Origin of the sequence: Kitasatospora sp. A2-31 (assembly GCF_022288725.1) — a bacterium.
In the GTDB taxonomy this organism is placed as follows: domain Bacteria; phylum Actinomycetota; class Actinomycetes; order Streptomycetales; family Streptomycetaceae; genus Kitasatospora.
On sequence record NZ_JAKNTA010000003.1, the window covers coordinates 303,867 to 320,286 of the forward strand.

12 protein-coding genes are annotated in these 16,420 nt (G+C 75.2%); 5 read left to right on the forward strand and 7 right to left on the reverse strand.

What is annotated here, in order from left to right; genetic code table 11:
* Positions 1 to 6 precede the first annotated feature (6 nt).
* Genes MCM47_RS10125 through MCM47_RS10140 form a run of 4 tightly spaced genes read left to right on the forward strand, consistent with a single transcriptional unit; the run spans position 7 to position 4,991 of the window.
* The gene (locus MCM47_RS10125; protein WP_238860527.1) at positions 7 to 666 is read left to right on the forward strand and encodes a DUF5819 family protein; all 660 of its coding nucleotides are present in this window, start codon (positions 7 to 9) and stop codon (positions 664 to 666) included.
* Complete coding sequence (locus MCM47_RS10130) at positions 663 to 2,018, forward strand: HTTM domain-containing protein (protein ID WP_374209109.1); 1,356 nt, start codon at positions 663 to 665, stop codon at positions 2,016 to 2,018. The genes MCM47_RS10125 and MCM47_RS10130 overlap by 4 nt, the downstream gene beginning before the upstream one ends.
* A 5-nt stretch (positions 2,019 to 2,023) precedes the next feature.
* On the forward strand, positions 2,024 to 4,168 hold the full coding sequence (locus MCM47_RS10135) for an FUSC family protein (RefSeq protein ID WP_238860529.1): 2,145 nt from the start codon (positions 2,024 to 2,026) through the stop codon (positions 4,166 to 4,168).
* Positions 4,169 to 4,214: 46 nt separating this feature from the next.
* Positions 4,215 to 4,991: an RNA methyltransferase gene (locus MCM47_RS10140; protein ID WP_238860531.1), complete on the forward strand. Its 777-nt coding sequence runs from the start codon at positions 4,215 to 4,217 to the stop codon at positions 4,989 to 4,991.
* 73 nt (positions 4,992 to 5,064) lie between these two features.
* On the opposite strand, the gene MCM47_RS10145 is transcribed toward MCM47_RS10140, so the two are convergent.
* From MCM47_RS10145 to MCM47_RS41630, 5 genes are all read right to left on the reverse strand, one after another.
* Positions 5,065 to 6,390 carry a peptidoglycan-binding protein gene (locus tag MCM47_RS10145; protein ID WP_238860533.1) on the reverse strand — a complete coding sequence of 442 codons (1,326 nt, stop codon included), beginning with the start codon at positions 6,388 to 6,390 and terminating at the stop codon, positions 5,065 to 5,067.
* Positions 6,391 to 6,644: 254 nt separating this feature from the next.
* Positions 6,645 to 7,562 (reverse strand): pyridoxamine 5'-phosphate oxidase family protein, encoded by a 918-nt coding sequence (locus MCM47_RS10150; protein ID WP_238860535.1) that lies wholly within the window; start codon positions 7,560 to 7,562, stop codon positions 6,645 to 6,647.
* A 71-nt stretch (positions 7,563 to 7,633) separates the two neighbouring features.
* Complete coding sequence (locus MCM47_RS10155; protein ID WP_238860537.1) at positions 7,634 to 8,104, reverse strand: VOC family protein; 471 nt, start codon at positions 8,102 to 8,104, stop codon at positions 7,634 to 7,636.
* 188 nt (positions 8,105 to 8,292) lie between these two features.
* Positions 8,293 to 9,321 (reverse strand): hypothetical protein, encoded by a 1,029-nt coding sequence (locus MCM47_RS10160; protein WP_238860538.1) that lies wholly within the window; start codon positions 9,319 to 9,321, stop codon positions 8,293 to 8,295.
* Positions 9,322 to 9,601: 280 nt separating this feature from the next.
* Positions 9,602 to 11,758 carry a protease pro-enzyme activation domain-containing protein gene (locus MCM47_RS41630; protein WP_308222311.1) on the reverse strand — a complete coding sequence of 719 codons (2,157 nt, stop codon included), beginning with the start codon at positions 11,756 to 11,758 and terminating at the stop codon, positions 9,602 to 9,604.
* 335 nt (positions 11,759 to 12,093) lie between these two features.
* On the opposite strand from MCM47_RS41630, the gene MCM47_RS10170 reads away from it, so the two are divergent.
* Positions 12,094 to 12,660, forward strand: a complete 567-nt coding sequence (locus MCM47_RS10170) for a CGNR zinc finger domain-containing protein (RefSeq protein ID WP_238860540.1) — start codon at positions 12,094 to 12,096, stop codon at positions 12,658 to 12,660.
* Positions 12,661 to 12,730: 70 nt separating this feature from the next.
* Here the strand turns inward: MCM47_RS10170 and MCM47_RS10175 are convergent, their stop codons facing one another.
* Entirely contained in the window at positions 12,731 to 14,233 is a 1,503-nt protein-coding gene (locus MCM47_RS10175) for an FAD-dependent monooxygenase (RefSeq protein WP_238860542.1), read from the reverse strand.
* A gap of 198 nt (positions 14,234 to 14,431) precedes the next feature.
* Positions 14,432 to 16,132 carry a phenylacetic acid degradation protein PaaN gene (gene paaN, locus MCM47_RS10180; protein ID WP_238860544.1) on the reverse strand — a complete coding sequence of 567 codons (1,701 nt, stop codon included), beginning with the start codon at positions 16,130 to 16,132 and terminating at the stop codon, positions 14,432 to 14,434.
* Between the last annotated feature and the right edge of the window lie 288 nt (positions 16,133 to 16,420).

Sequence of the window (16,420 nt, forward strand, 5' to 3'; positions counted from 1 at the left end):
GGGTCCATGGGGGAGAGCGCCGACGCGCCGCCCGGGGGGCGGGCCTGGTCGAGGCCGGCGCTGGTGGTGCTCGGTACGGCCGGCGCGCTGCTCGTGGCGGGCACCGGGCTCTTCCTCGGCGCGGTGTTCCTGCACGTCGCCCCGGCCAACACGCTGTCCCGGGAGTACCGGGACGAGGTCGACGGCCTGGTGTACCCGGAGTTCGAGCAGAACTGGAAGCTGTTCGCGCCCAACCCGCTGCAGCAGAACGTCACCCTGGACGCCCGGGTGCGGACGGTCGAGCCCGGCGGCGCCACCCGCACCCACGACTGGATCGGGCTGACCGCCAGGGACATCGCCGCGATCCGCGGCAACCCGGCGCCCAGCCATGCCGACCAGAACCTGCTCCGCCGGGCCTGGGACTTCTACGAGGGCTCGCACAACGCCCAGGACGATTCGCTGACCAACCCGCGCGGCAAGCTGGCCGAGCAGTACCTCAAGCGGATCGCGCTGCAGCGGATCGGCCGCACCGTCGAGGGCGACCGGATACTGGAGATCGAGTTCCGGGTGACGACCGCGACCGTCCCGCCGCCGGACTGGAGCGGCGAGGCCGCGCCGCCCGCGCCGAAGGTGCGCGAGCTGCCCTGGTGGCCGGTCAACGACGAGGACCACCGGGGGCTCGGGTGAACGAGACGACGCAGGCGGCGGGCGCCGGACCGCTGCTCGACGGTGTCCCCGCCCGGCCGGCCGCTCCGGCGGTGCCCGCTCCGCCGGTGCCCGCGGCGCCGGCCGCCCGCCGGGGCCCGGGGGCCGGCGCGGTGTTCGCCCGGCTCTTCGCGGCCTTCACCGGCCGGGCGCTCGGGCGGTACCAGGCGGCGGCGGTGCGGATCGGCTTCGGCCTGGTCTGGCTGGCCCACCTGGTACGGGAGTGGCCCAACCGGCGGATGCTCTACGGCGACACCTCGCCCTGGTCGCTCGACCTGGCCGAGCGGCTGCTCGCCGACAACGGGGCGCTGACCGTGCTGCCCTGGTTCGGCGGCCGGCTCTGGTTCGAACTCGTCTACCACCTGGCGGTGCTCTCCGCCGCCGCGCTGCTGCTCGGCTGGCGGACCAGGGCGAGCGGCGTGCTGTTCCTGGTCACCGTGCTGTCGCTGCAGAACCGCAACGTCTTCCTCGGCGACGGCGGCGACAACGTCGTCCACCTGATGGCGGTCTACCTGGTCTTCACCCGCTGCGCCGAGGTCTGGTCGCTGGACGCCCGGCGCCCGGCCGCCGGCCGGGGCGGGGTGCTGCTCTGGGCGGTGCTCGGCGGGCTGCTGCTGGTGTGCCAGCTCGGCGACTTCTCCGGCGAGAGCCTGACCTGGACGGCCGCGGCCTTCCCGTATGTCGGCTGGGCCCCGGTGTTCTGGGGCCTGTGGGCGGTGGCCGGGCTCTGGTGGCTGCTCGGGCGGCTGCGACCGGACGGCGAGCTGCGCGCGGTGCTGGACGCGCTGGCCGCCATGGTGCACAACTGCGCGATGCTGGTGATCGCCGCCGAGGTGGTGCTGATCTACGCCACGGCCGGCTGGTACAAGGTGCAGGGCTCGCGCTGGCAGGACGGCACGGCGCTCTACTACCCGCTGCACCTGGACTACTTCACACCCTGGCCCGGGCTCTCCGGGCTGGTCGCCTCGGCGCTGCTGCCGGTGTTCCTGATCTCCTACGGCACGGTGGTGCTGCAGGTCGCCTTCCCCTTCACGCTGATCAGCCGGCGGGTCAAGAACGCGCTGCTGGTGGTGATGATGGCCGAGCACCTGGGGATCGCGGTGCTGCTCGGGCTGCCGGTGTTCTCGCTGGCGATGGTCGCGGCGGACGCGGTCTTCCTGCCGACCGGGGCGCTGCGCTGGGTCGCCGACCGGGTGGCCGGCGCCGGGCGCCGGATCGGGCTCCCGCGGCTGCGTCCGTCGGCGGTGCCGCCGGCGGCCGTCCCGGCCGTCCCGGCCGTCCCGGCCCTTGACTCCCTGCCTTCGGACGCCGGGGGAGCCGCTCCCCTAAGCTGACCGGTATGTCCTGGTTCGCCGCACTCCGAGACACCGCGCGGACCGGACTGACCCTGGATCGGGCGCTCACCGACCCGCAACGCGCGGTCCGCGGCGCCGTCGCCGTCGCGCTGGTGCTCTTCCCCACCCTGGCGCTGGGCGGGCCCCAGCTCGCCACCTCGGCCGCGATGGGCGCCTTCATCGCCGGGACGGCCACCTTCCAGCGCAGCTTCCGGCCCCGGGCCTCGCTCGCCGTCGCGGCCGGAACCGGCCTCGGCACCAGCACCTTCCTCGGCTACCTGGCCGTCGGCCTGCCCGGCGCGTTCCCGGTGCTGCTCGCGCTCTGGGCCTTCGGCGCCGGGCTGGCCTGGGCGATCGGGCCGACCGCCGGGGTGGTCGCCGCCAACACCCTGGCGGTGATGCTGGTCGTCGTCCGACTCCCGGTCAGCGCGGCCGAGGCGTTCGGCCACGGGCTGCTCTGCGCCCTCGGCGGCCTCGTCCAGGCGGCCGTCATCACGCTCTGGCCGATCGGCAGCTGGACCGCCCAGCGCGCGGCGCTCGCCGACACCTACGCCGAACTCGCCGACTACGCGCGCCGGCTGCGCCAGGACCCGACCGCGCACGTGGACCCGGCACCGTTCATGACGGCCCGGCACGCCGCCGCGCTGACGCCCTGGCAGGACCGCCACCGGCCGCCCGAGCTGCGCGGACTGCGCGGGATCGCGGAGCGGATCCGGCCCTCCCTGGCGGCCGTCGCCGACCCCAAGCTCGGTGCCCCCGCCGAGGGGCCGGAGCGGGAACGGGCCCGGGCCGTGCTGTCGGCCGCGGCCGAGGCGATGGACGCGCTCGCCCGGGCGGTCCGCAGCGGCGACCCGCTGCAGCTGCCCCGTTCGGCGCCCGCGCTCACCCTGGCCGCTCCCGCCGACGGACCCGAGCTACGGGGCGCCGCCCGGCGCGCCGCCCGCCGGCTGGCCGGGCTGCTGCGCAAGGCCGCCGACACCCTGGAACGCGGCGACGAGGACACCGTCAGCGCCCCTGCGGTGGAGGCCGGCGGCCGGCTGCGCAAGCCACCGCTCTCCCGGATGCTGCCGGTCGCCGCGCGGGCGGTGCGCCGTCAGCTGCAGCCGCGCTCGGCGGTCTTCCAGCACGCCGTCCGGCTCACCGGCGTGGTCGTCCTCGCCTACCTGCTCGCCCGGGTGGCCGGCTTCGGGCACGGTTACTGGGCGCCGATGACCGCCGCCATGGTGATGCGGCCGGACTTCGCCCAGACCTACAGCCGGGGCGTGGCCCGGCTGGCCGGGACGATGGTGGGCGTCGCGCTCTCCACCCTGGTGGTGCAGCTGGCCCACCCCGGTGAGTGGGTGCTGGCCGCACTCGCGGTGTTCTGCATCGGCGGCGCCTACCTGACGCTGCGCACCGGCTACGCGCTGATGACGGTCTGCGTCTCCTCGTACGTGGTCTTCCTGCTCGGCCTCCAGGAGGGGGACCCGCTGGTGACCGCCGTCGAGCGGGTCGGTCTGACGCTGCTCGGCGGCTCGGTCGCGCTGCTGGCGTACGCGCTCTTCCCGACCTGGCAGACCGCCCGGCTCGGCGAGCGGCTGGCCGAGTGGCTGGCCGCCGTCGGGCAGTACGCGGCGGCCGTGCTCGCCGTCTACGAGCACCCGGCGGCGCCGCGCGGGCGGGAGGTCCGCTCGGCGCTGCTGGACTCCCGGGAGGCCCGCTCGGAACTGCTCCAGGCGATCCAGCGGGCCGACGCCGAGCCCGGCCGGCACGCCTCCGGTCTGCCCGGGGTGAGCCGCCGCCAGCTGGATCGGGCCCGGGCGGCGGTCGGCCACCTCGGGCGGGTGGTCGTCCTGCTGGAGGCCCACCTGCCCCTGCCGGACGCCGAACCGGTGCCGGGGACGGCCGGGTTCGCCGAGGAGCTGAAGCTGTCCACGGCGTTGGCGGCGGGCGCGCTGCTCACCGGGCGGCCGGTGGAGTTCGACGCGGTGCGGGAGGCGCACGAGCTGCTGGAGGCGAGGCTGGCGGCGGCGCCGGCCAGCGTGCAGCGGGACGTCGTCCGGGCCGGCAGCCGGCTGCTGCTGCAGGCCCTGCGGGACCTCGAACGGGCGCTGCGCGGAGGCGGCACCGCCACCCCGGCCCAGCGCGCGGCGGAGCCTACCGCCCGCTGACGGCCCGCCGACCGTGCCGGGCGTCCGGGGTGGCAGAGTGGGCGGCATGAACGAGGACCAGTGGGTGCGGGCCTGGCGGGTGGGGGCGCAGGAGCCCGGGACGGTGCTGCTGGACGGCTTCCACGCGCTGAAGCACGCGCTGCGCTTCGGCGGGGACGTCCGACAGGTGCTGACCGCCGACCGGCCGGCGCTGCTGGCGCTCGCCGCGGAGCTGGCCGAGGACGTGGGGCCGGAACTGGACCGCCTGGCGGTGGAGCTGCCGGAGGCGGACCTGCGGCAGCTGGTGCCGCGGCTGCACCCGACCGGAGTGATCGCGCTGGCCGCGCGGCCGGCCGCGGCGGCCAACCTGGCCGCCCTCGCCCACCGGCCCCGGACGGCACCGGTCGTCCTGCTGGAGAACCCGCGCAACCTGGGCAACGTCGGCGCGGTGATCCGGCTGGCCGCCGGCTTCGGCGCCGCCGGCGTGGTGACCACCGGGGTCCTGGACCCCTGGCACCCCACCGTGGTCCGGGGCAGCGCGGGCCTGCACTTCGCCACCGCCGTCGAGCGGCTGGAGCTGCCCGACCTGCCCGCCGGCCCGCTCTACGTGCTCGACCCGGAGGGAGCGGACATCCGGACGACCGCCTTCCCGGACGACGCCCTGCTCGCCTTCGGCACCGAGCGGCACGGCGTCTCGGACGAGCTCAGGGCGCGGGCGGACCACTTGGTCGCGGTGCCGATGCGGCCCGGGGTCTCCAGCTTCAACCTGGCGACCAGCGTGGCGATGGGCCTCTTCCACTGGATGTCGGGGCGCCCGCCCGGCCGGCCCGGTCCGCCGCGGTAGCCGCGTGGCCCGAGCCGCCGGGCGCCGGGCGGCGGCTCCGGCGGCTGCGGGGACACCGTCAGCGGGGGCACCGTCAGGAGAACAGCCGCGCCCAGGTGTCCGGCCCGGGGAAGCCGTCGGCCTCGCCGCCGCGCCACCCCTGGGCCTCCTGGAAGGCCTGGACGCACCGGCGGTCGCTCTCGCTCCAGCGCGGGCCGGGCCCCTCGGTGTAGGACCCGCCGAAGCCCTTGCGGACCAGCTGCTCGCCGAGCCGCCGGACGTCGTCGTTGTCCGCCCCCGGTCCGAACCGGTCCCGGCCGGGGAAGGAGGGCACCCCCGGGCCGGCCGGCGGGGGCGGCAGCGGGGTGGCGGGGGCGATGTCGCGGCCCTTGCCGTGGACCAGGTAGTCCCAGGTCTCCTTCCCCGGGAGGCCGTCGGCCTCGCTGCCGCGCCAGCCCTGGGCGAGCTGGAACGCCTCGGTGGCCCTGCGGTCGCTCTCGCCCCAGCGCGGGCCCGGGCCGTCGGCGTAGAACCGGCCGCCGCCGCGCTGGACGAGCAGCGCCCCGAGCTCGGTGACGTAGGCGTTGTCGGCGCCCGGGCCGAACCTGCCGGCCCCCGGGAAGGCCGTCGAGGACGTGCTGTCGCCGCTGCTCCCGCGGGAGAGCGCCGTGAGGCGGTACGGGAGGTAGGAGGCGGAGTCGCTCCAGTACGCGTACGGGGTGTCCCGCCTGGTGGCGCCGGGGGCGGTCTGCTCGTAGGCCAGGTAGCGGGTGTGGGCGGTGTTCGTCCAGCCGCCGAAGATCGTCACGTGCGAGCCGGCCTGCGGGCTGGCCGGATCGTTGTGGACGAGGATGTCACCGGGCTGGAGGTCGGCCTCGGTGATCCGCTCGGCGAAGTCGGGCAGCGTCCACGTGGTCTGGCTGCTGCCCAGGCCCCAGGCCATCGAGACGAAGCCGGAGCAGTCCTGGCGGTAGCCGTCCGACCAGTAGCGGCTCATGCTGTACGGGACCTTCTGGTCCACCCAGCTCTGTGCCCGCTCGATGATCTGCGCCCGGGTGACCGGCCCGGCGGTGTCGGACGGGGCTGCGGTGGCGGACGGGGCGGCGGAGGCACCGGCCTCGTCGCCGTAGAGACCGGCGACCCCGCCCTGCGGGTTGGTCGGGGTCGGGGCGCTGCTGTCCCCGGGGGCCGGTGCGGCGGCCGCACCCGCCGCGCCGCCGGCGAAGGCGGTGCCCACCGCGGCCACCAGGACGGCGGCCCGCCGCCGGATGCTCCGGGCCGCTGCGTGCCCGCCCTCGTGCACCGGCGCCGCGTGCAGCCGGGCCCGGCGGCGGGCGCTGCAGCCCGGGCATATGCAGTCCTCGTCCGGTTCGACCTCGGCGAACGCCAGCAGCGGGGTCGGTCGGTCGGTTCGGATCATGCTCCGCCTCTCTCCCGGTCGTCCCTGACGGCTCGCCAGGGTCGACCCTCCGGGCCGGTGGCCACGTGGTGTCGGCCTCCAAGGTCCCGCAGCGGGCGGGTGCCCGGCGCGGCGGACTGGGCCGCGAGGGTGACGGCCGTTCGGCGGCCGGGCGTGGTGCACGAGGGGCACCGGGGAGCCGACCTGGCGTGCGGTCAGCGGCGGGTGGGAAGCCCGGGACCGGCGCCGGGCCCGAAGGCCGGCCGGACGGCGGGTCAGGCGGCGGCGGGCGGATTGGCCGGGGAGTACTCGGGGTCGGTCCAGGTCAGCGGGGTGGCGTCGGCGAGTTCCAGGACGGCGGTGACGGTCAGGTCGACGACCCGTTCGGCGCCCGGCAGGCCGTCCCGCGCGGACCCGGTCCAGTCGGTCCGGGCCTCGCCGGTGACCAGCAGCGCCCCGCCGGTCTCCCAGTCGGGCAGCAGCAGCCCGGCGCGCGGGTCGAGCTCCAGGTTCCCCAGGGTCATGAACATGCTGTTGCCGGCGTACTCGGGCCAGCGCAGCCGGTCCGGGCCGAGGACCCGGAGGAACCCGGGGTTGCCGCCGCGGTGCGAGGCGTCCACCCGGCCGTCCGGACCGGCGGTGGCGACGAAGAAGGTGTCGCAGGTCGCCACCGCCAGCTGCTGGGCGGTGGAGAGCGCCGGACCGGCCGCGACGGCGTGCGGGGTGCCGGCGGCCGGCCGGCCCGCCGGGCTGCGGCGCTGGATGTACTTGGGGCAGTTGGCGTAGACCTGGTCGGCGGCGATCACCAGGCCGCCCCGGCCGTCCGGTGCGGAGCGGCCGTTGAGCCGCATCCGGCGCCGGCCGGCCGGGTCCAGCGCGATCGTCCCGACCTCGGCCGGTCCGGCCAGGACGGCGGCCAGCGGGTCGTCCGCGGCGGGCCCGGCCGCCACCGTGAGGGTCCGCTCGTCCGGGGCCCGGAGGAAGCCGGGCTCGCCGGTGAGCTGGGTGGCCCAGAGCCGGCCGTCGGCGTCGGCGGCGCCGACCACCAGGACCCGGCGCTCGGCGAGGAAGCGGGCGGCCACGGCCGGGATGGTCGAGCCGATGGCGCGGCCGGAGTGGTCGGCCCGGTCGGTGCGGCCGGCCCGGGCCTGCACCGCCCGCTCGCCCGGGTGGTAGGGCGTGCTGCCGGTCATGGCGGGTGCCTCCTGGGTCTGCGAGGGGGTGGTGGGCGCGGGCCCGGCCCGCTGGCCCGAAGAGCGGGAGGCTAGAAGAATCCGCAGGTCGGGGCGGACTTGGTGGGCGCCTCGGCCCCGGTCCCGTCCACGCCCGTCGGGGTGTAGATCTCCAGCCGGATGCCGTCCGGGTCGGTGAAGAAGATCCCGCCGGAGGCCGTGCCCTCGCCGTGCGGGACGACGCCGTCGTGGGCGAACTCGGCGCCCAGCTCGCGCAGCACCTGCTCGGCGGCGCGGACCTCCTCCAGCGAGTCGACCTGGAAGGAGAGGTGGTGCAGCCCGGGCGCGCCGGTGGCGAAGACGCCCTCGCTCTGCTGCCAGAGGGTGATCACCAGCCGGCCGTCGCGGCCGAGGAAGGCGAAGCGGCGGTCGGGCTCGGTGCCCTCGCGCATCGGCTCCAGGCCGAGGGCGCGCCGGTAGAACGCGACCGAGCGGTCCAGGTCGGTGACGTTCAGACCGATGTGGCCGGTCTGCAGGGTGCTGCTGAGGGTGGTGCTGGACATGCCTGATCACTCCCGTGGCCTGGGCATCCCTGGGACGCCACTACCTAACCGTTGATAGCCACCGTATGAGTTAGATGATGAGGCGTCAACCGCTGTGCGCCGATGAAAGGGTTAGGCTGGTGTCCGTAACATGACAAGAGTGCGCCCGGGTCCGGCCCCGGAGGGGTGCCCCGGGGCGGGCGGTGCGGCTACTCCCACTCCCAGCGGATGCCGATGTGGCCCGGCTGCTGGTCCGGGGCGAGCACGTGGGCACTCGCCGAGGCGCCGATCCAGAGCTGCTCGCGGCGGCGGTCGACGTCCTCGCCGGGGTCGCGGTCGTAGCGCTCGCAGTGGACCGGGACGGCCGCGGGGTCGAAGTGCACCTGGAGCACGTACTCGCGCACCGGGATGGCGAACCGGCGGCTGTACTCCATGGTCTCGGCCCCGCCGGACGGGATCTCCACCTCGTACTCGAAGACCGTGCTGTCACCGAGGCCCAGCGGGCGGTCCAGCATCAGCTCGCCGACGATCAGGCCGGCCTCCGGGCGGCGGCGGACCCGGCCGAGCCGGCCGTGCCGGACCCCGGTGATCTCCGGGCAGCCGGTGGCCTCCTCGTCGGCCTTGTGCACGACCAGGCAGCGGGTGACCCCGCTGACGGTGGCCCGGACGACCTGGCGCATCCGCAGCAGGTTGCCGCGCCGGTCGGCGCCGACGTAGTACGAGTCGTGGATCGAGAGCCGCTCCAGCTCGCCGGCCGGCGGTGCGTCCAGCTCGGCGAAGACGTCCGCGATCTCCTGCTCGCCCGGCCAGACGTCCTCCAGCCGCAGGGTGCAGGTGTTCGCGGCGGCGGCCCAGCGCCCGCGCGGGCGGGGCGGGCCGAGCAGCGCGGAGAGCGTGGAGTGAGGCAGCCCGAGCAGCTCCTCCAGCAGGTGGACGGCGCGCAGGGAGCTGGCGCGCTCGGGCTGGCTGCGCCCGCGCCGCCAGTAACTGAGCGTCGTGACGCTGACCCTGACCCCGCGTTGCGCGAGGGCGGCGCGGATCCGGTCCAGACTGAGGCCGCTGGCCTCGATCGCCAGGTGCAGCGTCTCGGCGAAGCCCCCGTTGGGGGCGGGGCGGCCGATGGCGGCGGGTGTGGCCGGCGCGGCCGGCGCGGGTGCGGGCGCCGGGGCGGGCGCGGGCGCGACGGGGCGCGGGCCGACCAGCCGCAGCCGAGCGTCCTGGGGGTGCTGTGAGCCCATGCGGTTACCTTCCCCACCATGCGGGTTCGGCGTGGCCGGGCCGCCGGCGCCGGGGGGCGCCGTCAGCGGCTTCACCGAGCTGTGGGGAACCCTATGCACGGTCGAGAGGCTACGTCATCAGTCGTGCGTATGACAGTGGTCACGAGTGTTGAACCTCAAGGTTATCGATCTTGAAACAGAGTGGAAACACACCGCCGGGGCGGTCCTGGTGCGGACCGCCCCGGCGGCGGGGGCCGGTCGTGGGACCGGCGGGGTGATCACGCGGGCGTGATCGGGCGGGTCAGGAGACGTCGACCGCGGCGTCGTCGATCACGAAGCTGGTCTTGAGCGAGGAGTCCTCGGTGCCGGTGAACTTGATCGTCACGGTCTGGCCGGCGAAGGCCGAGAGGTCGAAGGACTTCTGGACGAAGCCGGTCGCCGCGTTGGCGTTCGACAGGGTGGCGAGCGTGGTCGAGCCGGCCTGGACGGTCAGCTTGTCGTAGGCGGTGCCGCCGGACTCGGCGGTGTCGATGTGCACCCAGAACGAGAGCGTGGCCTTGCAGCCGGCCGGGATGGTGACGGTCTGCGCCAGGGTGTCGGTGTGGGCGCTGCCGTAGCCGTCCAGCCAGGCCTTCCAGGAGCCGGTGCGGGCCGCCTCGCCGGTGCTGTTGTCGACCACGCCGGTGCTGGCCGTCCACGGCGCCGCGGTGCCGGTCTCGAAGCCGCCGTTGCCGATCAGCTGGGTCGCGGTGCAGCCGCCGGAGGGCGGCGGAGTGGTGCCGCCGAGCAGCGCGGTGGTCAGGGCGTCGGCGATCGGGCTGCCCCAGCCGGTCACCTGGTCGTAGCCGGCCTTGGTGCTGAAGTCCTGGTTCTTGCCGGTGGTCACGTCGTGGAACGCCGAGGCGTAGGCGGTGCTGTTGGCCACCGCGTACAGCTTCGGGCTCGCCTCGCCGAGCACCGGCTTCGACGCGGCCTTGGCCTTCTGGTTGAACTGGGCCGCGTAGCCGGACCAGAGCGGCGCGGCCGCGCTGGTGCCGCCGTACACCTGCCAGCCGCCGACGGTGTAGATGGCGAAGCCGCTGGCCGGGTCGGCGTTGGAGGAGACGTCGGGCACGGTGCGCATGGTGCCGGAGATGCCGGTGCCGGTCTGCCAGGCGGGCTTGCCGAACACGGTCGAGACGCCGCCGCCGGCCGTGCTCCAGGCGCTCTCCGAGGAGTAGGCGGTGCCGGAGACCTTGAGGTTGGTGCCGCCGACGCCGGTCTGGTGCGGGCTGGACGCCGGGAAGTCGACCGCCTTGACGGTGGAGCCGCTGGTGGAGCGGGTGCAGTCGCGCGAGCCGTCGTCGCCGGAGGCGGAGAAGATGGAGATGCCCTGGGCGGCGGCCTGCTTGAAGGAGTTGTCGACCGCCGTCATCGAGGAGGCGGTGGTGTCCGGCTCGCAGGAGCCCCAGGAGATCGAGATCACCGAGGCGCGGTTGTCGGCGACGATCTTGGCGGCCATGTCGATCTCGCCCTGGTCGCTGTTGGGCGCCTCGTAGACCAGCTGGGTCGCCTTGGGGGCGACGCCGCGCACGATCTCGCTGTCCAGCTCGACCTCGCCCTGGCCCTCGCCGGGCGCGGAGTCGTAGTTCGCGCCGTCCACGGACACCGTGGTGACGGCCGGGCCGGTCAGGCCGTACTGGTTGTCGTAGGTCTTCAGGTTGTTCGCGCTGTAGCCGTCGAACTCCCAGAGGGCGACGGTGACGCCGGTGCCGTCGGCACCGTTCTTGTCCAGGTTGTAGGCGCCGTCGTACTGCGTCGGGCCGAAGCCGCTCGGGGCGGCCGCGGCGTTGGGCGCGGCGGGGGCCGAGGGCTTGACGTTCCGGGTGGTCCGGACGGTGTGGTTGTCGAGACCGGATATGCCCTGCACCACGGCGGCCAGGTCGGCCGGCACCGAGGCGGCGGCGTCGTTGGCGAAGAAGGTGCGCTGCTGCTGCGGGTCCAGGTAGGCGCTCTCGTGGGTGCCGAAGGCCTTGGCGATCTGCTCGGCGGTGCCGCGGGCGTCGACCACCTGGCGGTTGTCGCTGACGCCCGAGACGGTCAGGCCCTGGGCGGTGAGGTACGCCTTGACCTGGTCGACGGCGGCCCGGGTCGGGCCGAACCGCTCGGTGAACTGCTGCGGCGTCAGGTAGTGGCCGTACTCCGGGGTGCCGGGGGTGGCGACCGCGGTCAGGAAGCGGTCGAGTGCGTCGGTGTCACGCAGCTTCAGGCTGACCGCGACCGAGAGCTGCTGGTCGGCCGGGACGTCGCCCTGCTTCTCGGAGCGGGCCACGGCGGGGGTCACCGTCCCGGGCAGGGAGACCCGGGGAGCGGCGGCGTTGGGGGTGGGGGCGGCCTGCGCGGTGGTCACACCGAGCGAGACCGCGGACAGCGGCAGCACGGCGAAGGCCGCGGCGAGGGCGAGGGAGCGGGGGCGCACGGAATCCTCCTCTGGCCGGCATGTGGGGGCCGGCAGGGGCCAGGGCGCCTCTGGGGCGAGGCGCTGGCTAGAACATGTCAGAGGCCGTGAGGGAATTGGCTCATGGTCAAGCAATTCGTTCCTAAAGAACAGTCAACTGTGGAGAACGGAATGGAGGGCGCTCCATACAGTGAAAGCCGGAATTCGCGGCGGCCGGCCCGGTCGATTCACTGCGGCCGGTCGGGCCGATTCGTTCCGATTGATTCGTTCCGTTGGAATCCGGGGGATTTCGGGGCGCTCCGGGGCGGGAACGGCGGACGTAGAATCGGGTGACGGGCGAGCGCGAGGGAGGACCGATGACGGACCGGACGGCGGACCCGCAGGACCCGCGCCCGCTGATCGGCGAGCCGCTCTCCTTGGACCTGCTGAACACCCGCTGGGCGGGGACCCCGGTGAACGACCTGCTGGCGCAGCCGGACGGGTACGCGGTCTGGCTCTCCTCCGCCGGGCTGGCCGGGCGCTGCCGCGCCGACGACGCCGGGCTGGCCGCCCTGCTGGAGGCGCGCGAGGCGCTGGCGGCGGCGGTCGGTGACCTGGACCGGGGCGGTGCGATCGGGGCGGCGGCGCTGGCCGGGCTCAACGGGGTGCTGGAGCACGGGCGGTTGCGGCGGGAGCTCGCGCCGACGGGACCGGCCTCGCACGTCGAGGTGGACGGGCCGCCGTGGCTGGCCGCCTGGCTGGCGGTGGACGACTTCCTCGGCCTGCTGGAGCAGGGGCCGCACCGGATCAGGAAGTGCGCGCACCAGGCGTGCATTCTGCACTTCTTCGACACGTCGCAGAACGGCCGGCGGCGGTGGTGCTCGATGGCGGTGTGCGGGAACCGGGCGAAGGCCGCGCGGCACTACGAGAAGGTGCGGGGCTGACGGGCGCTCCTGCGGGCGTGGCCGGCGCGTGGTCGGCCCGCGCCGACCACGCCCGCGCGAGCGGGCCCGGTCAGTCCTCGGCGGGGGCGCCGAGCCACTGCCCGAGGGCGGCCCGGATTTCGCCGCGGCCCGGGTCGACGGCGGCCCAGGCGGTGTAGCCGTCCGGGCGGACCAGCAGGACGGTGTCGCGCAGCTTGCCGTGCGGGTCGGCCGGGGCGGCGGTGACCACGCGGTCCGCCCACGGCTCGGCGGCGGTCAGCTCGTCATTGCTGACCAGCACGAACTTCCCGGCGCGCAGCGCCTCGTGGAGCCGCTCCGGGCCGCCGGGCGCGTCCTCGCCGGGCTGCTCCAGGCTGGTCAGCCGCAGGTCCGGGACGCGCCGGCCGACCAGCGGGTGGGCGTCCTTGGGGGCGGCGTAGCGGATGCCGATGCCGGAGACGATCCGGGCTCCGCGCGCGGGCACGGCGCCGACGTGGTCGGCCAGCGTGGTCAGCGCGCCGCGCAGCGCCCGGGTGGGCGCCGAGTGGGCGAGGGCGAGCCGGATCAGCGCGCCGGAGCTGCGCAGCACCGCCTTGCCGACCGGGTGCCGCTCGGTCTGGTAGGTGTCGAGCAGGGCGTCGGTGGCGTGGCCCCGGAGGGCGGCGACGAGCTTCCAGGACAGGTTCGCGGCGTCCTGGAGGCCGGTGTTCATGCCCTGGCCGCCGGCCGGGGAGTGGCAGTGGGCGGCGTCGCCGGCCAGGAAGACCCGGCCGGAGCGGTAGTTGGGCACCTGGCGCTCGTCGCTGTGGAAGGTGGAGGTCCAGCGGGCGTCGTGCAGGCCGTAGTCCTCGCCGATGGTGGTGCGGACGAGTTCGGCGATCCGCTCGACCGCGGGCGGGTGGCCGTCCGTGTAGTGCTCGGTCCGGTCCCAGGCGACCACCCGGTACCAGCCGTCGCCGAAGGGGGCGATGAAGGCGAAGCCGTCCTCGGTGGCGCCGACGGTGATCACCTCGCTGGGCGTCCGCTCCAGCCGGACGTCGGCCAGCACCACCGAGTTGACCACCGACTCGCCGGGGAACGGGATGCCGAGCAGGTCCCGGACGGTGGAGTGGACGCCGTCGGTGCCCACCGCGTAGCGGGCCCGGTGGACGGCGGTGGTGCCGTTCTCGACGGTCTCCAGCGTGACGCCCTCGGCGTCCTGGCGCAGACCGGTCACCTCGGCGCCGTGCAGGATCGTCGCGCCGGCCTTCAGCGCGCGCTCCTGGAGCAGCCGCTCGGTGTTCGACTGCGGGGTGATCAGGACGAACGGGAAGCGGGTCGGCAGCGTGGTGAGGTCGATGTGCAGCCGGTCGAAGAGCCGCAGCGAGGAGAGCGGGCGGCCGGTGGCGATCAGGTCGTCGGCGAGGCCGCGGGCGTCCAGCAGCTCCAGGGTGCGGGCGTGCACGGCGAAGGCCCGGGTGAGGTTGGACTCGGCGCCGCGCTTCTCCAGGACGGTGACCCGGACCCCGGCGGCGGCCAGGTCGCCGGCCAGCAGCAGTCCGGTCGGTCCGGCGCCGACGATCAGGACGTCGGTGACGGTCTGCTTCGCGGTCATGTGTCAGCTCCCGGTGCTCGGACGGAGGTTGGACGCCCTGCTGGGCGCCCTTCCGCTCTCCATCATCGCTGCCCCGGGCGGGGCTGTGAATCTCCGGGCCCCCGGCGGTGTGCTCCGGCTCCCCCGCGGTGTGCTCCGGCTCCCCCGCGGCACGCACCGGGCCCCGGCGCCGGTGCGCCGGGGCCCGGGTGCGGGGGCTCAGCCGTGGCGGCGGATCTCCACTGTGCGGAACCGGTTGGCGACGAACGCGCCGTCACAGTAGGCGGAGTTGGCCGCCGGGTTGGCGCCGGTGCCGTGCAGGTCGGAGAAGGCCGCGGTCTGGTTGGCGTACACCCCGCCGGTCAGGTTGAGCGACAGCGAGACGCCGGCGTCCAGCGCGGCCCCGACCAGGTCGGCCTCGACCTCGGGCGAGGTGGTGTAGCCGGAGGCGGTCATCGCGCCCTGGGTGCGGACCGTGTCGCGCATCAACTCGACGGCGGCGGCGGTGGACTCGACGGCGACGGCGAAGGAGACCGGGCCGAAGCACTCGCTGCGGAACACCGCCCGGTCGTCCGGCTTGTCGGCGTCCAGCTTGACCAGCGCAGGGGTGCGGACGGTCGCGGCCGGGAACTCCGGCGACCGCACCACCCTCGGGGCGAGCGCGAGTTCGCCGTACTCGCCGTCGGCCGCGGCGACCGAGCGCTGCAGCACGCCGGGGTTGACCACGGCGCCCAGGATGGCGGCGGCGCGGGCGTCGTCGGCGAGCAGGCCCTCGACGGCTGCGGCGAGGTCGGTGACCACCTCGTCGTAGGACTTCTCGCCCTGGTCGGTGGTGATGCCGGTGCGCGGGATCAGCAGGTTCTGCGGGGTGGTGCACATCTGGCCGCTGTAGAGCGAGACCGAGAAGGCCAGGTTGTTCAGCATGCCCCGGTAGTCGTCGGTGGAGTCGATGACCACGGTGTTGACGCCGGCCTTCTCGGTGTAGACCTCGGCCTGCCGGGCGTTCTCCTCCAGCCAGTCGCCGAAGGCGGTCGAGCCGGTGTAGTCGATCAGCTTGATCTCGGGGCGGACGGCCAGCGTCTTGGCGGCGGTGCCGCCCTCGTGCTCGGCGGCCAGGCAGACCAGGTTGGGGTCGAAGCCGGCCTCGGCGAGCACCTCGCGGGCGATCCGGACGGTGAGCGCGAGCGGCAGCACGGCCCGCGGGTGCGGCTTGACCAGCACCGGGTTGCCGGTGGCCAGCGAGGCGAACAGACCGGGGTAGCCGTTCCAGGTCGGGAAGGTGTTGCAGCCGACCAGCAGAGCGAGGCCGCGCGGGACGACGGTGAACTCCTTGGTCATCACCAGCGGGTCGCGCTTGCCCTGGGGCTTGGTCCAGCCGGCCTGCCGGGGCAGCCGGATCTGCTCGGCGTACGCGTAGGTGACGGCCTCCAGACCGCGGTCCTGGGCGTGCGGGCCGCCGGCCTGGAAGGCCATGCCGTAGGCCTGGCCGGTGGTGTGCATCACCGCGTGCGCGAACTCGTGCGAGCGGGCGTTGATCCGGGCCAGGATCTCCAGGCAGACCGCGGCGCGCTCGAGCGGGGTGGCCGCGGCCCAGCCCGGCTGGGCCGCGCGCAGGGCCGCGATCAGGGCGTCCGGCCCGGCGTGCGGGTAGCCGATGCCGAGCTCGACGCCGTACGGGGAGGCCTCGCCGCCGACCAGGTCGCCGTCGGTGGGGTGGCCGTCGAGGGCGAAGGGGTTGTTCAGCAGGGCGTCGAAGGCGGCCTTGCCGTCCGCGGCGCCGGTCTCGCCGTAGGCCTTCGGGAACTCCGGGTACGGCGACCAGTAGTCGCGCGAGGAGGCGGCGGCGAGCGCGGCGTCCAGGGTGGCCTGGTGGCGTTCGACCAGCTCGGTGACGAGGGGGTGGGTGACCGCTGCGGACATAGCGTGCGCTCCTCAGAGGGGAGGACGGGACACGTCACAGAGTAACCGAACGATCGGTCGGCTCAAGAGGGTGTGCGGTAGCGGTCTCCGGAACGTGCCGGAAACGCCGGAGGGGGCGGGGCCGTGGTGGACGCGCCCCCTGGAGGCGGCGGGGCCGGGCCTGCCGGCCGCTGCCCGCGCGAAGCCGGGCCGGCTACGGGATGCCGAGCTCGAAGATGACGTACCCGCCGTACCAGCCGGAGGCGATCGCGCCCGTGCCGAGCACCGCGGCCAGCACCGGCCAACTGA

Bases quoted from the DNA above. Each gene is read 5' to 3' on its own strand.
- MCM47_RS10125 (WP_238860527.1), top strand. From the start codon at position 7: ATGGGGGAGAGCGCCGACGCGCCGCCCGGGGGGCGGGCCTGGTCGAGG.
- MCM47_RS10135 (WP_238860529.1), top strand. From the start codon at position 2,024: ATGTCCTGGTTCGCCGCACTCCGAGACACCGCGCGGACCGGACTGACC.
- MCM47_RS10140 (WP_238860531.1), top strand. From the start codon at position 4,215: ATGAACGAGGACCAGTGGGTGCGGGCCTGGCGGGTGGGGGCGCAGGAG.
- MCM47_RS10145 (WP_238860533.1), bottom strand. From the start codon at position 6,390: ATGATCCGAACCGACCGACCGACCCCGCTGCTGGCGTTCGCCGAGGTC.
- MCM47_RS10150 (WP_238860535.1), bottom strand. From the start codon at position 7,562: ATGACCGGCAGCACGCCCTACCACCCGGGCGAGCGGGCGGTGCAGGCC.
- MCM47_RS10155 (WP_238860537.1), bottom strand. From the start codon at position 8,104: ATGTCCAGCACCACCCTCAGCAGCACCCTGCAGACCGGCCACATCGGT.
- MCM47_RS10160 (WP_238860538.1), bottom strand. From the start codon at position 9,321: ATGGGCTCACAGCACCCCCAGGACGCTCGGCTGCGGCTGGTCGGCCCG.
- MCM47_RS10170 (WP_238860540.1), top strand. From the start codon at position 12,094: ATGACGGACCGGACGGCGGACCCGCAGGACCCGCGCCCGCTGATCGGC.
- MCM47_RS10175 (WP_238860542.1), bottom strand. From the start codon at position 14,233: ATGACCGCGAAGCAGACCGTCACCGACGTCCTGATCGTCGGCGCCGGA.
- paaN (WP_238860544.1), bottom strand. From the start codon at position 16,132: ATGTCCGCAGCGGTCACCCACCCCCTCGTCACCGAGCTGGTCGAACGC.